The sequence below is a fragment of the Moorena producens 3L genome (assembly GCF_000211815.1).
Taxonomy (GTDB): Bacteria; Cyanobacteriota; Cyanobacteriia; order Cyanobacteriales; family Coleofasciculaceae; genus Moorena; species Moorena producens.
Genome location: NZ_GL890840.1, coordinates 521,764 through 539,321, shown reverse-complemented (window position 1 = coordinate 539,321; position 17,558 = coordinate 521,764). Strand labels below are relative to the sequence as shown.

14 protein-coding genes and 2 pseudogenes are annotated in these 17,558 nt (G+C 43.5%); 6 read left to right on the top strand and 10 right to left on the bottom strand.

The features are described 5' to 3' along the window. Window positions 1-103: 103 nt before the first annotated feature. Complete coding sequence (locus LYNGBM3L_RS08660) at window positions 104-1,435, bottom strand: TRAP transporter large permease (protein ID WP_008181447.1); 1,332 nt, start codon at window positions 1,433-1,435, stop codon at window positions 104-106. A 4-nt stretch (window positions 1,436-1,439) separates the two neighbouring features. After that, complete coding sequence (locus tag LYNGBM3L_RS08655; protein WP_008181445.1) at window positions 1,440-1,979, bottom strand: TRAP transporter small permease subunit; 540 nt, start codon at window positions 1,977-1,979, stop codon at window positions 1,440-1,442. 504 nt (window positions 1,980-2,483) lie between these two features. Here LYNGBM3L_RS08655 and LYNGBM3L_RS08650 point away from each other — a divergent pair. Beyond that, a complete protein-coding gene (locus tag LYNGBM3L_RS08650; protein ID WP_044492422.1) occupies window positions 2,484-2,750 on the top strand; it encodes a DUF2281 domain-containing protein in 267 nt (88 codons plus the stop codon). Between the two features lie 2 nt (window positions 2,751-2,752). Further along, window positions 2,753-3,139, top strand: coding sequence for a type II toxin-antitoxin system VapC family toxin (locus LYNGBM3L_RS08645; RefSeq protein ID WP_008181441.1), 387 nt, complete (start codon window positions 2,753-2,755; stop codon window positions 3,137-3,139). Window positions 3,140-3,585: 446 nt separating this feature from the next. Here the strand turns inward: LYNGBM3L_RS08645 and LYNGBM3L_RS34765 are convergent, their stop codons facing one another. Beyond that, entirely contained in the window at window positions 3,586-8,439 is a 4,854-nt protein-coding gene (locus tag LYNGBM3L_RS34765) for an nSTAND1 domain-containing NTPase (protein ID WP_008181439.1), read from the bottom strand. A gap of 92 nt (window positions 8,440-8,531) precedes the next feature. Here LYNGBM3L_RS34765 and LYNGBM3L_RS08635 point away from each other — a divergent pair, with 92 nt between their 5' ends. After that, window positions 8,532-8,936 carry a CU044_2847 family protein gene (locus LYNGBM3L_RS08635; RefSeq protein ID WP_008181438.1) on the top strand — a complete coding sequence of 135 codons (405 nt, stop codon included), beginning with the start codon at window positions 8,532-8,534 and terminating at the stop codon, window positions 8,934-8,936. A gap of 401 nt (window positions 8,937-9,337) precedes the next feature. Here the strand turns inward: LYNGBM3L_RS08635 and LYNGBM3L_RS50195 are convergent. Beyond that, window positions 9,338-9,732: pseudogene (locus LYNGBM3L_RS50195) on the bottom strand (tyrosine-type recombinase/integrase); the annotation flags it as partial. Window positions 9,733-9,849: 117 nt separating this feature from the next. Here LYNGBM3L_RS50195 and LYNGBM3L_RS08625 point away from each other — a divergent pair. Beyond that, a complete protein-coding gene (locus LYNGBM3L_RS08625) occupies window positions 9,850-10,698 on the top strand; it encodes a hypothetical protein (RefSeq protein WP_008181433.1) in 849 nt (282 codons plus the stop codon). Between the two features lie 258 nt (window positions 10,699-10,956). Here LYNGBM3L_RS08625 and LYNGBM3L_RS08620 read toward each other — a convergent pair whose 3' ends face one another. Next, window positions 10,957-11,415, bottom strand: a complete 459-nt coding sequence (locus tag LYNGBM3L_RS08620; protein WP_008181431.1) for a hypothetical protein — start codon at window positions 11,413-11,415, stop codon at window positions 10,957-10,959. A gap of 282 nt (window positions 11,416-11,697) precedes the next feature. On the opposite strand from LYNGBM3L_RS08620, the gene LYNGBM3L_RS43055 reads away from it, so the two are divergent. Together LYNGBM3L_RS43055 and LYNGBM3L_RS45555 are read left to right on the top strand one after the other, a co-directional pair. Beyond that, window positions 11,698-11,847 carry a hypothetical protein gene (locus LYNGBM3L_RS43055; protein ID WP_154659713.1) on the top strand — a complete coding sequence of 50 codons (150 nt, stop codon included), beginning with the start codon at window positions 11,698-11,700 and terminating at the stop codon, window positions 11,845-11,847. Between the two features lie 136 nt (window positions 11,848-11,983). Beyond that, window positions 11,984-12,139 carry a hypothetical protein gene (locus LYNGBM3L_RS45555; protein WP_008181428.1) on the top strand — a complete coding sequence of 52 codons (156 nt, stop codon included), beginning with the start codon at window positions 11,984-11,986 and terminating at the stop codon, window positions 12,137-12,139. Window positions 12,140-12,435: 296 nt separating this feature from the next. On the opposite strand, the gene LYNGBM3L_RS36135 is transcribed toward LYNGBM3L_RS45555, so the two are convergent. The 5 genes and pseudogenes from LYNGBM3L_RS36135 to LYNGBM3L_RS47130 all read right to left on the bottom strand — a co-directional run. Next, window positions 12,436-13,996 (bottom strand): ISKra4-like element ISMpr2 family transposase gene (locus LYNGBM3L_RS36135; protein WP_193374691.1). Its coding sequence is split into 2 segments (ribosomal slippage): window positions 12,436-13,032 and window positions 13,034-13,996, totalling 1,560 coding nucleotides; the frame shifts between segments, so codons are not numbered across the junction. Window positions 13,997-14,220: 224 nt separating this feature from the next. Further along, window positions 14,221-14,952: a calcium-binding protein gene (locus tag LYNGBM3L_RS08605; RefSeq protein ID WP_008181423.1), complete on the bottom strand. Its 732-nt coding sequence runs from the start codon at window positions 14,950-14,952 to the stop codon at window positions 14,221-14,223. A gap of 445 nt (window positions 14,953-15,397) precedes the next feature. After that, window positions 15,398-15,721 (bottom strand): hypothetical protein, encoded by a 324-nt coding sequence (locus tag LYNGBM3L_RS08600; protein WP_131827012.1) that lies wholly within the window; start codon window positions 15,719-15,721, stop codon window positions 15,398-15,400. Window positions 15,722-15,846: 125 nt separating this feature from the next. Further along, window positions 15,847-16,836, bottom strand: a pseudogene (locus LYNGBM3L_RS08595) (tyrosine-type recombinase/integrase). A gap of 158 nt (window positions 16,837-16,994) precedes the next feature. After that, the coding region (locus LYNGBM3L_RS47130; protein WP_229414375.1) for a zinc ribbon domain-containing protein at window positions 16,995-17,558 on the bottom strand (564 nt) is incomplete at its 5' end.

The following is a 17,558-nucleotide window of genomic DNA, read 5'->3' as shown; positions in this document are numbered from 1 at the left end:
CGTAGGTGGGCAGTGCCTACCAACGCGGTTTGCAAGCTTGATGATCTGTCTGCTGCACTGCCACCCTACATCTTTTATTATGGGTATTCAACCGGACTTGATATCAAGTACTCAAAGATGGCAAGAAACTGACTATACCAGGAAAGGCAATAATCAACACTAAAACCAGTAGTTGCAACAGAATAAACGGAATCGCACCTCGGTAAATTTCCATGGTTTTCACTTCTGGTGGGGCAACACCCCGTAAATAAAACAGAGCAAAGCCAAAGGGTGGTGTCAGAAATGAGGCTTGGAGATTGGCTCCGATAATTACCCCGTACCAGACCAAATCAAGGTTAAGCTGTTGGGCGACTGGAGCAAACAGCGGTACTACAATAAAGGCAATCTCAAAAAAGTCTATAAAGAAGCCTAGTAGGAAAATCGTTAACATACTGACTATTAGGAAGCCAATGTAACCGCCGGGAAGGTTTAACAGCATCGCTTCCATGACGCGATCGCCATTCAAGCCACGAAACACTAAACTAAATGCTGTTGAACCCAGCAATATAAATATCACCATGCTGGTAATCCGCATCGTGGCATCAGAGCTCTGTCGCAGGGATGCCAAATTCAACTGACCATTGACACCAGCCAATACTATTGCGCCCAGGCAACCCACAGCCCCTGCTTCCGTTGGAGTGGCAATCCCAAAAAAGATACTGCCCAATACTAATAGAATTAACAATAATGGCGGTACCATTGATTGGATCACCCGCTTTCCCAAAGCTTTGCCACTAATATCTCGCACTTCTAGGGGTAGGGCTGGTGCTGCGTCTGGCTTGAGCCATGCTACAATGATCACATGAATGGCAAACGCCCCAGCCATCATTAAACCAGGAATCACGGAACCGATAAACAGGTCTCCTACGGAAATTCCTAACTGATCTGCTAATACTACTAGGACTACACTAGGGGGGATAATCTGTCCTAATGTCCCGGATGCCACGATTACGCCAGTGGCTAGTTCTTTATTATAACCGTAGCGCAACATTATTGGTAGGGAAATCAGTCCCATGGCTACTACTGTTGCGGCAACGACTCCAGTAGATGCCGCCAGCAACGCCCCCACAATCACCACCGCTAAGGCCAATCCCCCTCGCAGCCGTCCAAACAGAATGCCCATGGTTTCCAACAGCTGCTCAGCAATGCCAGATTTTTCTAGCATCGAACCCATAAAAATAAAGTAGGGCACTGCTAGGAGAGTGTAGTTGCCCATGATGCCGAAAATCCGCTGGGGCATAGCGGTCAGGAATATCGGGTCAAAGATACCCAAACTCACTCCCACGATGGCAAACAAAATTGCCACCCCACCTAGGGAGAAGGCCACCGGGTAGCCGATGGAAAGTAATACCAAGGCACCGCCAAACATGGCCGGACCTAACCAGTCATAACCCATGGTTTTATTCCTCCTCCTGGGGTGCCAAATATCCAGCAAAAATTGCCCAGTTTTTGATGGCTTCTGAGATTCCTTGAAGAATCAGCAACCCAAAGCTGACAATAATCATGGATTTAATTGGGTAACGGGGTAACCCTCCTGGATCTGGTGACATTTCTTGAATCGTCCAGGAATTAACAATTGCTCCCCAAGAAAAATAAATTACCATGATGCAGAACGGAATTAAGAACAATAATGTCCCAATTAAATTAGCGATCGCTTGAGCCTTTGGCTTCAAACTCTTATAAAAAACATCCACTCGCACATGGCCATTATGCTTGAGAGTGTAAGCCGCCCCCAACAGGAATACTAAGTCAAATAAGTACCACTGAGTTTCGATAAACCCATTAGAACTCAAGTTTTCTCCTATAAAACGTCCCAAGTAGCGACCAACGACATTCCACACACCAATCAGGATCATCAGTGGCAAAATCCAGTAGGTTAAGCGACCAATTCTCTCGTTGAAGCTATCAATTAGTCTAGAAATACGTAATAGTTGTTGCAATAGCCACCCTCCTCACTTACCAGCTATTGGAAAGATATTTTATCATAGCAATTACCGATGACTGCGCTGCATCAAGACATTGTGCCCAAGAATAGATAAGATTGGATAAGTTCTATCCAAGCAAAATAAGGCGTTGGTGATTCTGGGTATGATTGTGCCCCCCTAGGGCGTGTCTTCAAACTCGGAGATCCCCCTAAATCCCCCTTAAAAAAGGGGGAATTTGAGTATGGCTCCCCCCTTTTTCAAGGGGGGCTGGGGGGGATCATAATCTTGCGGAAAACTTTGAAAACACGCCCTAGCCCCCCAATTTTGCGGTGCGACCCGTGGCGAATTTAATTCGCCAACGGAAAGCGCACCGGCGGGGGAACAAAACTCTAAAAGTCCCCCGAGCGAGGGATTGCTCGCTCGGGGGATTTAGGGGGCTTTACCAAAACCAAACAATCGCCCATTCATACTTCAATTCAGCAACGCCCAAAATAATAAGTGTTTGATGAAAGGGTAGTGATGAATCACCAGACGATAGGTTTACCTCAAGAATTTCTGAGAAGCTTGCAGGCATTACCAGCACAGCAACAGCAGATGGTGTTTGAGTTTGTGGAGTTTCTGGCTCTTAAGTATGTTGAATCTGAGCCCAGTCAATCTCAGGCTCCTCGGATTTTAGGGTTGCTGGAAGGACAAGGATGGATCAGTGATGATTTCAACGAGCCTCTATCTGATGAATTTTGGTTCGGTGAGAACGATCCATTGTCAGATCAGTCTCAGGCAGGTTAATCATGAAACTGCTATTGGATACTCATACGTTTATCTGGTTGACGGTAAGTCAAAGAAAGTTATCAGAACAGGTTAAAAGTTTACTGGCTGATAGGCAAAACGAATTGTTCTTGAGTTTGGTTAGTGTCTGGGAAATGCAAATCAAACTCCAACTTAACAAACTATCATTTAACTTTCCGCTGGCTGAGGTGTTGGAAAGACAGCAGCAGACAAATGATTTGTACTTTTTACCAATTGAGTTAGATCATATCTATGCATTAGCAAGTTTACCATTACAGCATCGTGATCCTTTTGACCGACTTCTGATCGCTCAAGCTGTTGTGGAACAGATGCCTTTGTTGAGTATAGATTCTGTTTTTGATGGTTATCCAATCCAGAGGCTATGGTAGAAAGCAGCCAATCGTCATATTATCCGTGCTTTAAAAATACTATTATTATCCTCTCTAACCTAATTAAAATGTGTTTCATACTGCGCTAAGACATGATATAAGCCAGTCATGAAAATAATCGCGATCGCAACACCAGGCCAAGGCAAAGCGGAGCATGTCAATTTTGTTAATCCCTGATTTAGATCCCCCTAAATCCCCCTTAATAAGGGGGACTTTTGAATCTAATTCCCCCCTTTTTTAAGGGGGGCTAGGGGGGATCTATTTACCTAATTACAAAGGTGACATGCTCCCAGGCGAAGTGCGATCGCAAACCAGAATCGTTTTTGAATTAAGAATATAATTCTCCATTCTTAATTCAAAATTTTCATTCGATTAGAATTTGGAAGAATCTGTAAGTTCCGGTAACCCCAGTTACTTGTCTTAAAAATACTGCAAATTGATTATTTTCATTCTGAGGCTAACTGTTTCGCTACTGTTTTTGGGTCTTTGTCGATTTCTTCTGTATATGGATTGAGGTCGATGTCAGGATAGAGTTTTTGCGCTTTTTTAAATTTTTTAACAGCAGCCTTGATATTTTGCTCTTTTTGTAAAATAGCCTTACCTTGTCTTACCAGAAAGTCTGCTTTGGCTTTATCGTCCCAATCGGCATACTTGAGACAGGCTTCTCCTGCTTTATTATCTTTTTTATTATCTTGATGATTTTGAGGCGCAGCGAGGTCAGGATGAAATTGTAGTTGATTACATCCCTCTTTTAAAGCCTCTTGCCAAGTGTAATTACGCCATAACCGCACTGTGTTGTCCAAACTGCCACTGAGAATCTTGTTGCCATCTCGGCTCAAGGCGATCCCATTGACAGGAGCTGTATGACCTTCATAAGTATGGAGAAGTTGACCGGATTGTGTGTTCCATAACCGCAAGGTTTTGTCGGCACTGCCACTGAGAATCTGTTTGCCATTTTGGCTAAAGGCGATCCCATTGACACGAGCTGTATGACCTTTCAAAGTATAGAGAAGTTGACCGGATTGTGTGTTCCACAAGCGTAAGGTGTTGTCATCACTGCCACTGAGAATCTTGTTACCATCTGGACTAAAAGCGATCTCAGTGACATAACTTTTATGACCTTTCAAGGTATAGAGAAGTTGACCGGATTGTGTGTCCCATAAGCGCACAGTGTTGTCTAAATTGCCACTGAGAATCTTGTTGCCATCTGGGCTAAAGGCGATATCATAGACATTACTTTTTTTGCCTTGTAAGGTGCGAATTAGTTGACCGGATTGTGTGTCCCACAACCGCAAGGTTTTGTCCCAACTGGCACTGAGAATCTTGTTACCATCTGGACTAAAGGCGATATCATGGACAAAACTTTCATGACCTTCCAAGTTATGGAGAAGTTGACCGGATTGTGTGTCCCACAACCGCAAGGTTTTGTCGGCACTGCCACTGAGAATCTTGTTACCATCTGGACTAAAGGCGATATCATTGACATAACTTTTATGGCCTTGTAAGGTGCGAATTAGTTGACCGGAATCTGTGTCCCACAACCTCAAGCTGTGGTCATGACTGCTACTGAGAATCCGTTTGCCATCTGGACTAAAAGCGATATCATTGACATAACTTTTATGACCTTCCAAGGCATAGAGAAGTTGACCGGATCCTGTGTCCCACAACCGCACAGTGTTGTCATCACCCCTACTGAGAATCTTGTTGCCATCTGGGCTAAAGGCGATACCATTGACATAACTTTTATGGCCTTGTAAGGTGCGAATTAGTTGACCGGATTGTGTGTCCCACAACCGTAAGGTGTCGTCCCAACTGCCACTGAGAATCTTGTTGCCATCTCGGCTAAAGGCGATCGCCAAAACATTCCTTGTATGACCTTCATAAGTATAGAGAAGTTGACCGGATTGTGTGTCCCACAAGCGTAAGGTGTTGTCATCACTGCCACTGAAAATCTTGTTGCCATCTGGACTAAAGGCGATATCATTGACAAAGTCTGTATGACCTTGTAAGGTGTGAATTAGTTGACCGGATTCTGTGTCCCATAACCTCAAGCTGTTGTCATCACCCCCACTGAGAATCTTGTTGCCATCTGGACTAAAGGCGATCGAAGTAACATGATTTGCATGACCTTGTAAGGTGTGAATTAGTTGACCGGATTCTGTGTCCCATAACCTCAAGCTGTTGTCATCACCCCCACTGAGAATCTTGTTGCCATCTGGACTAAAAGCGATCGCATTGATATCATTAGTATGACCTTCTAATGTATGGATTAGCTGACCGGTTTCTGTGTCCCACAACCGCACAGTCTTGTCTCTACTGCCACTGAGAATCTGTTTGCCATCTGGGCTAAAAGCGATATCAGTGACCAAGTATGTATGACCTTCTAATGTATGGATTAGCTGACCGGTTTCTGTGTCCCACAACCGCACAGTCTTGTCAAAACTGCCACTGAGAATCTGTTTGCCATCTCGGCTAAAAGCGATTGCATTGATATCATTAGTATGACCTTCTAATGTATGGATTAGCTGACCGGTTTCTGTGTCCCACAACCGCACTGTTCTGTCATCACTGCCACTGAGAATCTGTTTGCCATCTGGACTAAAAGCGATATCAGTGACATCATCAGTATGACCTTCTAATGTATGGATTAGTTGACCGGTTTCTGTGTTCCATAAACGCACTTTTCCGTCGTCACTGCCACTGAGAATCTGTTTGCCATCTGGACTAAAAGCGATATCAGTGACATCAGCAGTATAACCTTGTAAAATATTCCTTTCTCGAACCTTATCTAAAGCTGTTAACAAGCTAGAATGAACTTCATTGATAACCTTTGGTTCTAAATAGATTACTTTTGCTTGTAAGGATTTTTGGTAATTTTCAATCTCAGCTGTTGCTTCAATAGCTTGGATCAATTCTTTTGTAGTAGGTTTTACTGATAGAGAATACTTGATATTAGTAGCTTCTGCTTGTAATTGCGCATTAATTGCCTGTTTACGAAATTTTAAGCCAAAAATAGCGGCAATAATTCCGCCCACTATAACCAAGATAAACAAAATCCTAAGTTGCTTCTGATTTTCCTCTGCTAATTGACGAGCCTTTACCTCTGCTTTTAGTCTGCCTTCAGACTCCTCTAGTAGTTTCTGTTGACGTTGTTTTTCTTTGTCAATTATGCTATCGCGGACTTTTTGACTAACTTTAATAAGTTCTTGTGCCTCACTATTAAGTTGACCCCAGTAGATCTCTTTAGAGACATAATCCTCAGCATTACTTAATTTTGCTCCTGATAGTAAAAAAGCAATTTCTTCTGGCTTACCTTCCCTTTTCCACTCTTCAGCCGCCGTCTCAATCTTACGGGCTATTCTCATCCCATCCCGGTTTTCACTTATCCAATTCCGCAACAGACTCCAATGACGAATCAAGGCTTCATGAGCCACATCCACCACTGCTACTCTCTTTGTTCCTTCTCCTTTACCTACCATTTCAGTGGTAACAACTAGCTTTTCATCAGCCAATTTTTGAACTACGGTATCAATAAGTTCTTCCCTGTAGCGCTGATTCACTAAACTCGGCTTTAATACTCGTCTACGGGTATCTTCTGTCCCTTCCCCCAACTGAGTTAGTGCTAGAAAAATATGCTTAACTGCTGCTTGTTCTTCTTCAGAAAATAGCTCATACACCTCAGTCGCCCGTTGACGCAAAGTACCCATCACACCACCCAATTTCACATAGGTGTTGAGCCGCAAACAGTTATCAGTGCTTTCTTCCCACAGTCGTGTCAGGGTATATTGCAGTAAGGGAAGATATCCTGGCGCATCCTCTACATCTGCTAGTATTTCCTTTACCAGTTCTGGCTCAATGTCCAATTCTACCTGTTTGGCTGGTTCTACAATGGCCTGTTTTAACTCCTCTGGTGACATGGGCATCACAGCAATCCCATGTTCTTGAATCTGCTGTGCCAATCCGCTATAGTCCTGTTCAAGACATTTACCAAAAAAGTCTGCCCGCATTGTCAATACCAAGCAGAGTTTATCCCCGGTTTTAGGTAAAGCTCCTAATAAGCATTCAAAAAACTGCTGCCTTTCTGAGCTATCCTGACACAAGGTAAAGGCTTCTTCAAACTGATCAACTACCAGTATTAGCCGCTGGGTATCGGTCACACCGATTAATTGTCTTAACCCTTCAGAACCCTTTTGGATCAAATCTTCGGCTTGAGCTAATTGAGTCGCCCGTTCGATATCAGATAACCCAGAATCTACAAAGGTTAGTGCTAAGGAATTGAGGGGGTGTTCACCGGGCTGAAGGATTTTTATCTGCCAACTTTCACTACCAGATAACCTCCGTCCCAGTTGTAACTGATACAATAATCCCGCCCTAACTACACTAGATTTCCCACTACCAGACGCTCCCAAGACAGCGAGAAAATTACCAACACGCACCTTATCCAACAATTGATCTGTTAAGGCAGTACGACCGTAGAAATACCTGGCATCTTCTTCCGTACAATCGAAATAAGCCAAACCCTTATAAGGACAGATACTTTTTGCTGAGGCAGCCAACTGTTTTGTTGCTGCGGTCCACCTGCGAGTCAGATTAATCGGTTCACCAGAATTACTAAAAATAGGACGCTGGGGAAAAGCATTCTGTTGTTGAGTGAGTAAATCAACTAAGGTATAGTTAGTTACCCATCGCTCTTGGCTTGGTTCCAATCCTAGGATTAGTGCAGAGGTGAGAACACTATGATTACTACCAATGTCTTCATAGGCGAGTTCAAAGGCACGAGAAGCAGCAATGAAACACCGGTCTCTGCCTTTACCCCGGTCTCCCGGGTCTGCTTCTGCTACATTTAGCACTTCCCCGGCATAACAGCAATCCAAAATAATAATCTGCTGTCTTACTTCACTGTCTTGTAACAGTCGCCGTAGCCATTGTAAGGATAAACCCCAAGAACCCATGTCTGGGTTAACATCACTAGTGGCCAAAAAGCCTTCTTGTATGCCTTTGCTTTTTCGTAAACCATGCCCAGAAAAATAGAGTAGCGCCGTATCTGGGGGTTTCCCATTTGGTTTGAACAATTGTACTATGGCGTCTTCTAACTGAGTCAGAGTGACTTTGGTTTTTTTACCAACGCGAATGGTATTATTATGTTTATCCTTAACCGCCGGAAGTCGTGTTACCTTAAAGTCTCCATACTTCTCTAGTAATTGGGCTACAGCTTCTGCATCCTGCCCAGGTGCCGTTAAATTATTGAGGCGTTCATAGCTGTAGGTACTAATTCCTATTACTAAGGCATTCCGACTCATAAAAACCAGCTTTCTTTAGATAAATAGGTGATTAAGAGGAATACAATTATGTTATCAGTCTTGCTGGGAAATAGTTTAGTAAATATTATATTATGACACAATTAACGCCAATTCAGCTAGAGGATGGCACAATTATTTATGTTGAAGCTACAGAAGATTTAGACATTCCTACGGTAAGCAGCCCAGATAACCAAGACGAAGAGGAAGAGGAAGAAGAAGCCCTTACTGACAAGGGCATGAGTTCTCCTGAAAGGCTACGACAGCAAATAATACAGCACGCTCAACTCATTGAAGGGACGATCCGGGCTTACACTATTATTGGTTTAAATGCCTTCAAGAAAAAGCCAATACCTAACGTTAAAAAAGTTACCTTAGAATTTGGGATTGAATTAGGGGGAGAGGCGGGGATTCCTTATGTCACCAAGGGGACGGCTAAAAGTAATCTTAAAATAACAGTAGAATGTGAGCTTTCTAAGCCAGTTGAAGATAAAACCTAGTTAAGACGAATCTAGCAATTATGTCAGCATTTAGCGCTCAACTAAGGGGCATCGAAAAAGCCATTTACGATAACGCTACCAATTCCCATGGAAAGAAAATGTGAACTTGAATCTCCGGTAAGAACCGTTAACGGGATTAAAATAACAGTCAGCTATTTATAAACACAATCCCATCCAGTCCGCATCGATGCTGAATATCCGTACTGATTTCGTGTTAGTCAACTAATAATATTGAACAAAACGATAGCTGTATCCAGCAAGGATTTCAAACAAATCATGATTTCCAAAAGCTAGGCGAAGGCTAATTTCCTGTCTCTCCCAAAACTGCGGTAACAGGCTGAATTTTAGGCTTTAGCGGCTGATTTTCCATTCATCCAGCACTCAAACCAAAAACCCCCCTCCTAAAATCCCAACTTCTGCACCGCCCTACGCTTAACCTCCTCACCCCGTCTATCATACTTAGCGGTAGTCACAGGGGAAGCATGGCCAGCTAACTTTTGTACCGTCACAATATCAATCCCAGCATCAAGCAAATCAGAGCAAAAGGTCCTGGGAAAATCATGGGGACTAAAGGACTCGACCCCAGCCTGTTTAGCCCGCTTCTGCAAAATCAACAATACTGCCTGGGGGGTCATTTTTCTGTACTGTATCTGCCCCCCTTTGAGTATTGGGCACAACAGCGCCCCTGGTTGGTTACCTCTTGTGGTCAACCAATCATTTACAAAAGCGATGCTCTTCAGAGCCGCTCCGCGAACGCACTTTCCGGTAAATAAACCCTCCTATCCTTACCCCCCTTTAGCCTAACAGAATGTATCTTTTTGTAACTTATAGACTGAAATTATTACCCAAAAAACATGTCACCCCCCTAGGTAGTATTACTATGATTAACTAGAGACAAATTAGGGAACTAACAATGAGCAACATCTACGTATTTCATCAGGGGCGAGGAGATAGTGGCTGGCTCTGGTATAACGTTTTTGATGGCAATGAATGGGTTGGAGACCAACAAGTTCCTAAAACTGGGATGACAGGAGATCCATCAGCAGTAGTATACAATGACCTTCTCTATGTGTTCCACCAAGGACGGGGAGATAGTGGTTGGCTCTGGTATAACGTTTTTGATGGCAATGACTGGGCTGGAGATCAAGAAATTGGTAAGACTGGTATAACTGCTGGCCCATCAGCAGTAGTATACAATGACCTTCTCTATGTATTCCACCAAGGACGAGGAGATAGTGGTTGGCTCTGGTATAACGTTTTTGATGGCAATGAGTGGGCTGGAGATCAAGAAGTTCCTAAGACCGGAATTACGTCTAGTCCATCAGCAGTAGTATACAATGACCTCCTCTATGTGTTCCACCAAGGACGAGGGGATAGTGGCTGGCTCTGGTATAACGTTTTTGATGGCAATGAGTGGGCTGGAGATAAAGAGGTACGGGGCACAGGTTTAACCGATGATCCAGATGCATTAGTCTACAACGGTCAAATATACGTGTTTCACGAGGGCAGAGGTGATAACGGTTGGGTCTGGTGTAATATCTTCGATGGCAATGAGTGGGCTGGAGATCACAAGATACATAAAACTGGGATAACTGCTGGACCATCAGCAGTCGTATATAATGACCAAATTTACCTGTTACATCAAGGGCGAGATGACAGTGGATGGATGTGGTGTAATGTGTTTGATGGTTCTGAATGGGTTGGAGACGAAGAAGTACCCAAGACTGGTATTTCTGAAGGACCAGGTGCAGTGCTTTACTAAGTGATTTGGCGTTGCTGAATCAAGATAAGAATGTAGAATTAAGAATGTAGAATGTAGAATTAAGAATTTAGAATGTAGAATTAAGAATTGGGAATTGGGAATTAAGAATTGGGAATTGGTAATAAAGAATTGGGAATTGGGAATTGGAAATTCTGCCTTCTGCCTTCTGACTTCTGACTTCTGCCTTCTGACTTCACCATTCACCATTATTAATTCTAAATTCTACATTCTGCATTCTAAATTCTACATTCTACATTCTTAATTCACCATTCTCTCCTCCTTCAAGCACAATCGATCCAATAACTCCCTCGGAATAGTCTCAAAATCCTCCAACAAAAAATCCATAATCGCCAGAGGTTGCAAGTGAACAGGAGTCGGAGGGTAACAGCGACGACTAGTATTAAACCAGCCATTAACAGTGTGAGCGGAACAAGAGCAGATCAAAGCTAGATCTTCCTGGGTTAAGTCCCACTTTTGGTAAAAACGCTGCGGTGTCATGCCCAATTGGTAGTAACTATACAGTCGGATTAGTATTTGCTCTCGCTTCTTGATGCAGTCGCTCATGGGGGAAACCCCCAAGACCGCGCTGCATCGCTCCTTGATGGGATAGGGATACAAATTTTCCTGCTTCGGTTCCCTCTGTTGTCCAAGCTGCTCAAGACGCTCCATCGCTTCGTGATAATCGATGGGATGATGAAAGGATTGTTTCTTTGCCATTATGATAGAGTTACCTAAACTGTAGTTTGGTAGAGAGCCGCGCTTGTGCCCGCTCAAGCAAGAAGCGCGGCTCTTTTAGCCATGATTATATTATAAATAGTGGCTATGGTTGTTGTCAAGTGGAAATTCAAAAAAATCGAGATAAATTTTCGATATTGTAATAATTAGTTACATTTAAAAAGTTAGAATGGTAAATAATTTAGCTAATAGCAACATAAGGATAGTTTAAGACGTTGAATACTTATACTTTGGGGAAAACAAGGCAGAGGGCAGAAGGCAGAAGTGAATTCAACCTTGGCCTATTGGCCACGCTACGCCGAACAACCTTCAACAACCTTGGCCAATAGGCCACGCTACGCGAACAACCTTTCAGATAAACTAGAAGCAGCTTGTAAAGAACAGGTAGGAGTTCCTCTCCTACCACGGTTGTGATGGGAGTGAGCACCATTCACTCCCATCACACTATCTGTTTCTGGTAACGTCATGAGCTTTACTGGGTAATGTCATAAGCGTTATTTAAACATTACACTATAAACGCATCCATGACAAGGCCAAAAATAAAAAAATAATGAGCCTCAAACTTCCAGAGCATGAATTTGAGGCACTAGAGGAGTATTGTAAACAGTATCACAGGGGTAAAACAGAACTGATCAGGGAATTTATCCGGTCTCTACCCACTTACAAGACTCCAACAACAGAAGAACCACTACCCGATAATGACTAAGACATTACCAACGGGATGAGCTGGGCATGTAGAGATGGGGTTTGGGTTTGCGATCGCAGCTGTACCTGAACAAGAAACCCAGGGAATGTAGAGATGAGGAAAGGGTGTGCGATTGGCCTTTAGGCCACGCTACGCGAACGCAGCCATCGAAAAGACAGATCCAACCGCCGGGCTAGTCATTACAAAAAAAAGACCCATCATCGGGTCTAGAAACAATATAGTTGGAAGCGCATCGGACTATTGAACTTCCAGAAAAGATTTGGGTGTGGCTCTTTTGGAAAGACGTTTGGTCAGGTTTAGAGAGGTATCGGAAGAGTAGGAGGAGCAGTAATAGAGCAACGAGCTTGAATTAGTCGTTTCATCAAAGGAAGGCCATCTTTGTACAAAGACAAGTGATTACGTTTATGCTCTTGCTTTAAGTGAAAGGGCCAATACTCTTGCCAATCACCGCTAACATAAAGCGAGCGCAGACGTAAAACCGCCTCAGCACCCATAAGACTCCATCTAGCCCCGGTAATGTCCATCCTGTCTTTGATTAAGTGACGACAAGCGCCCTCAATAACCCCAGTGGCAATGGGAAGACCAGCTTTCAAGTAATCGTGGTATTTGAGGTAAGCAGCGTTGTTGAGTAAATATCTGGCACACTTATCCACTGGCTGACGTTGTGATGCAGAAAGTTGGCGCTTTGTAGCGCTACCACGCATACCCCCAGCAACTGTACTCGATTTACCTTCAAGGATCAGCAGTAAACGTTTACTAACCCAAACTTCGGCTTGTTGACTAGTGTCCGAATAGAAGGCAAATGCAGCCTTCCACAGATACTCAATCACATGAATAATATCCAGGACAATCGTTAACTTGAGATGGTGTTCGCGAGCAAATTTTTTCAAAGCGCGATAATTGTGTCTTGTTACCATCGACCAGAGCGCAAAAACGCTTGTGTTGATTGGGGTCGCGGTGTAATGCCTCGTCAAAAGCTTCTTTTATAACAAGTGATGGTTCTTTAACTAAACTTGCCCAAACACGCTTACCGATTGGTTTGGGTCGTTTGATTTTTTTGTGTTCTTCTTCTGTGCTGACAATTTGTTGAGGTGTACGAACAAAAGGGTTGATGGTATAAACTGAAGCCACTGTTGCCATTCGCTTTGAATTGCGTTTTTCCCCCTTAGTTAATCGTTTATTTAACTTCTTGCTATTTGCCAGCGCTCTTTTTTGCGTGGGAGCACGTAAGTCTTCTGTACGCATGACAACACCCTTGCCATCCACACTAATAACTACTATTTCCCCCGTCTCCTTCAATTCAACCGATTGTGCTTGTTGATGAGCATAGAATTGATCAAAGTCACAAGCACTTTGATCAGCCAATTGTTCAACTTGTCGCTTACCAACTTTTGCGGCTGTTGTTTTCTGTATGATTTCGACTGTTTCGCCAAACCCTGAACGAGCTACTTCGACAGCCACTCGCTCTCTCAGTCCGTGGGAGTATTTTTCTACTGGTAGGTTTAACTCGGCATCGAGTGGGTTGAGGGAAGTTATTTTTCGTCCACCATAACCGATTCGATTGGCGATGATCGTGCCAAATATTGTTGTCAGCTTCCTTGTAAATCTCTTCTTATGGGTTCTCTTGGCTTCGTCGTTACCTAAGCATTCTCCTTCGATCTCGTCATCACTTCGTCTGTCGAAGTAACCTTGCAGCAGTCGTCTTAATAGTTCGTATCCGTTTTCAAGCAGTTTACTCTCTAATTCCCCATGTTGTAAACCGCAAACACTATCTGAACCCAGCCAGTCCACTATTTCTTCAAATAGCTCTCGCGCTTGTGAGAAAAACATGTCTTCATTTGAGATCGATGGTTGCATAGGTCCAAACTTTTCCTGAACTACTGCTGACTTTTTCAGCTGGTCACCCACCAGGAGGTATTGACTCAAACTATTACTCTGACTAATTTGTCAGTTTTACTGAGATCTAGTCTACCGTACTTTTAAAAGAGCCGCACCCAAAAGATTTGTGAATAAGGTCTATTTTTGGTTTTTCCCCATAGAGGAAGAGCAACTACCGAATAGGTGAAGCTGACAATAACAAATTAGAATAATACTGAATTGGTAAAGAAATCAGCATTATCGATTTGACTAGCCTGAACTCCAACTACAACTGCTAGAAGGTCACCATCGTTAACTATTTGAGTTCCTTGGTTTGTATCAAAAAAGTCCAAGTTTTGAAAATCTGAGTCTACTCCAAAAAATCCTATAACAAATTTAGCTTGACTAAGATCAAAGTTAAAGATAGTATCAAACCCTTCACCTGTAGCTAAAACGACTTGAGCAGCACCTGTCCCTAAAAAGACTTGGTCTAAACCTGGGCTATCAAAAATTATATCATCTCCACCATTAGCAAAAATAATATCATCCCCACTGCCATCAACAAATATCTCTTGGCCTGAAGATCCTGTTAAAGTGTCATTTCCATCAAAACCAACAAGCAAATCATTGCCACCGTTGCCATTCAGCTGATCATCACCAGCACCGCCAAAAATTGTATCATCTCCCGAACCACCATTGATTTGGTTATTGCCAGCACTACTTCCAAGAATTTCACCCTCATCACCAGCTCTCAGATTATCATTGCCACCGTTGCCATTCACTTGATCATCACCAGCACCGCTAAAAATTGTATCATCTCCCGAACCACCATTGATTTGATCATTGCCAGCAAAACCTTTAAGAGTATCATCCCCGCCGTTACCATTAATCTGGTCATCACCAGGAGTACCCTCAAGCAAATCATTCCCTGATGTTCCATTTATCGTTGTAATCATGTTTATATTCCTTGATAGTAAATACTATCCTTGATAACTAAAAATAATTATCTATCAAAAAAAATATTGTGTAAATACTGATCAGATAAATTCAGTAATTTGTATTATTAACCACGGATTATTGACTGTTAAATTGCTTAAATTATACACAAATTAACAATTTTTTTGACTATACAAGCGTTTGTCAGTTATTATAATTGTGTCTAACAATTATACTTTAATGAGAGAATAAATATCCAAGTATTAGTGGTCAGATAGTGTTACTGACTCCGATCATTTTCAACTTATTAGGCAAAGACAGCACTACCACAAACATGCCCTTGCCCTAGAATTAACCACCATCCCTAACATCAAGAGTAATCTCAGCAGTGATCACCCGGTCTGTCTGAGAAAGAATCTTCACCCGCCTAACCCGACCAGCATAGGGCGTTCGGGTAGCGTCTCCCTAGGAGAATCGCACAATACTCAATTCCGCCAGCTCCTTTTCCACCTCCTGAGACTGCTTCACCAAAGATGCCAGCTGGTACTGTTGCCGTTGCAGATTAGTTTGATAAGTCATCATTTTCAGAGAATGCTGGTAAATCTGTTGTTGGTAACGAGTTTTCGCAGCATTTAACCGAGCTATAGCAGATTGAATCGAAATCTGAGCCTTAATCCGCTTTTCCTGTAGTCGTTGTCGTGTCTGGATTTTGTCTTGGTCGTGGATGATATTGAGATAATCCATCTTGAACCGCAGTGGTGGAGCTGATTGAATTTCCCTTTCCACCAACGCTAAATCATTCCGAGCCTTCGCGATGGGCTTTGCCGCGCCAAAGGCGATCGCAGCCTCCTCTTGACTAAACTATTTCCGATAATTTAAGCATACTATTAGACCAAAGTTGAGTCTCACCCCTACTAAAACCCCAATTTCTGAACCGCCCTACGCTTAACCTCCTCACCCCGCCGGTCATACTTAGCGGTAGTCACAGGGGAAGCATGGCCAGCTAACTTCTGCACCGTCACAATATCAATCCCAGCATCGAGCAAATCAGAGCAGAAGGTCCTGGGAAAATCATGGGGACTAAAGGACTCCACCCCAGCCTGTTTAGCCCGCTTCTGCAAAATCAACAACACGGCCTGGGGGGTCATGTTTCTGTTCTGTATCTGCCCCCCTTTGAGTATTGGGCACAACAGCGCCCCTGGTTGGGAACCTCTCGTGTTCAACCAATCATTTACAAACGCGATTCGGCAAAGCCGACGCTTCGCGATCGCGTTTTCAGGTAAATAAACTGTTCTATCCTTCCCCCCTTTACCCTGACGCACCTCCAATGCACCAGTGGAACCATCAAAATCTCGCACTTCCAGCTTCACCACCTCTGCCCGTCGCAGTCCCGCACCCCGTAGAATGCCAATTAGGGCGGTATCCCTAGCCCCTTGGTTGGTTGTATCGGAGGCACATACCTTAATAAGTGCTGTAATTTCTGTTTGAGTTAATGCTCGACCTCTAGGTAAGGGATGATTCTTAATCCTGGGTAAATCCACCGCCGCCTCATAATCTTCTGCCTGCATCAGTTTCAACTTCTTTGCCACAGCTAACACTCCTCTGAGGGCTGCCATCTTCTTCTTGACCGTGGCGGGGGAATTGATTTCTAGTAGTGCGGCTTGGACGGCAGCGGTGTGCTGATAGGTGAGAGCTGCCCAGTCAAGGGTATCCGCATCACATTCGTTATTAGTAAGTAGGGATGCGATTCGGCAAAGCCGACGCTACGCGAACATATCCAAAGCTTGCCTCATTGTTAGCTGCGACCCAGGACTCAAACTACTCAAATAAACCCGTGCCGGATGCCCAGTTAAGGGTAGAGCTGTGGTGAGAGAAAGTGATTTGTTAGTGAGGGTTACACTCATTGGGATACTCTTAAACCGTGATTAATCGGGGTAAACCCGGTACCACGGGTCAAGGTGCAATTTATTGTTGCTTGAGTGAGGGGTGGTCAAACAGCAATTGGAGTCAAGCCTACCACCCATCTTGTCTAAGCGCTCCTGGCATCCCGGCCAGGAGATCCCTAAAAGATTGAGCAAAGCTCATGCTTAGGGTCAAGCCAACCTAGCTCAACCGCATTAGCTAAACTCAAGTCCATATCTTCAAGGAATCGCGCGGTACGACGCAACAACACTGCTTGAACTTCAACCCTAGTCATAAACCGGGAGATTTCCTTGTCTGTACCACGGGCAAGGATGTTTAATGCAGCATTGTGATCAGCCTGCAACACGACCCCATTAAATCTGATAAAACTGTCCCCTTTCCTAACCCCTAATAGAGTGCCAGTTACGGAGTCAATTTGCGACGTGTAGCTTGGCTGAATTTCTGAAACTACTGAACCAGTCCAGTTAGCCCATTTTTGTAAAGAGTCTCGAATAGCTCCTTTCATCCAGCTATTCAATTTTCGAGACATTGCTAATGATTGACGTTTCCCTTTGATTGGTTGGGTTAAATCTTCCGCAAAAACTTTTAATGATTCCCCATTAAAAAGTGACCTACTTGCAGCGCCTATAATAGCTATAATTCCTGCCTGGTCTTTTCTTAAGCGACGATTTTCTGTTTTTCGGCTCAGATATTTTCTAGTATG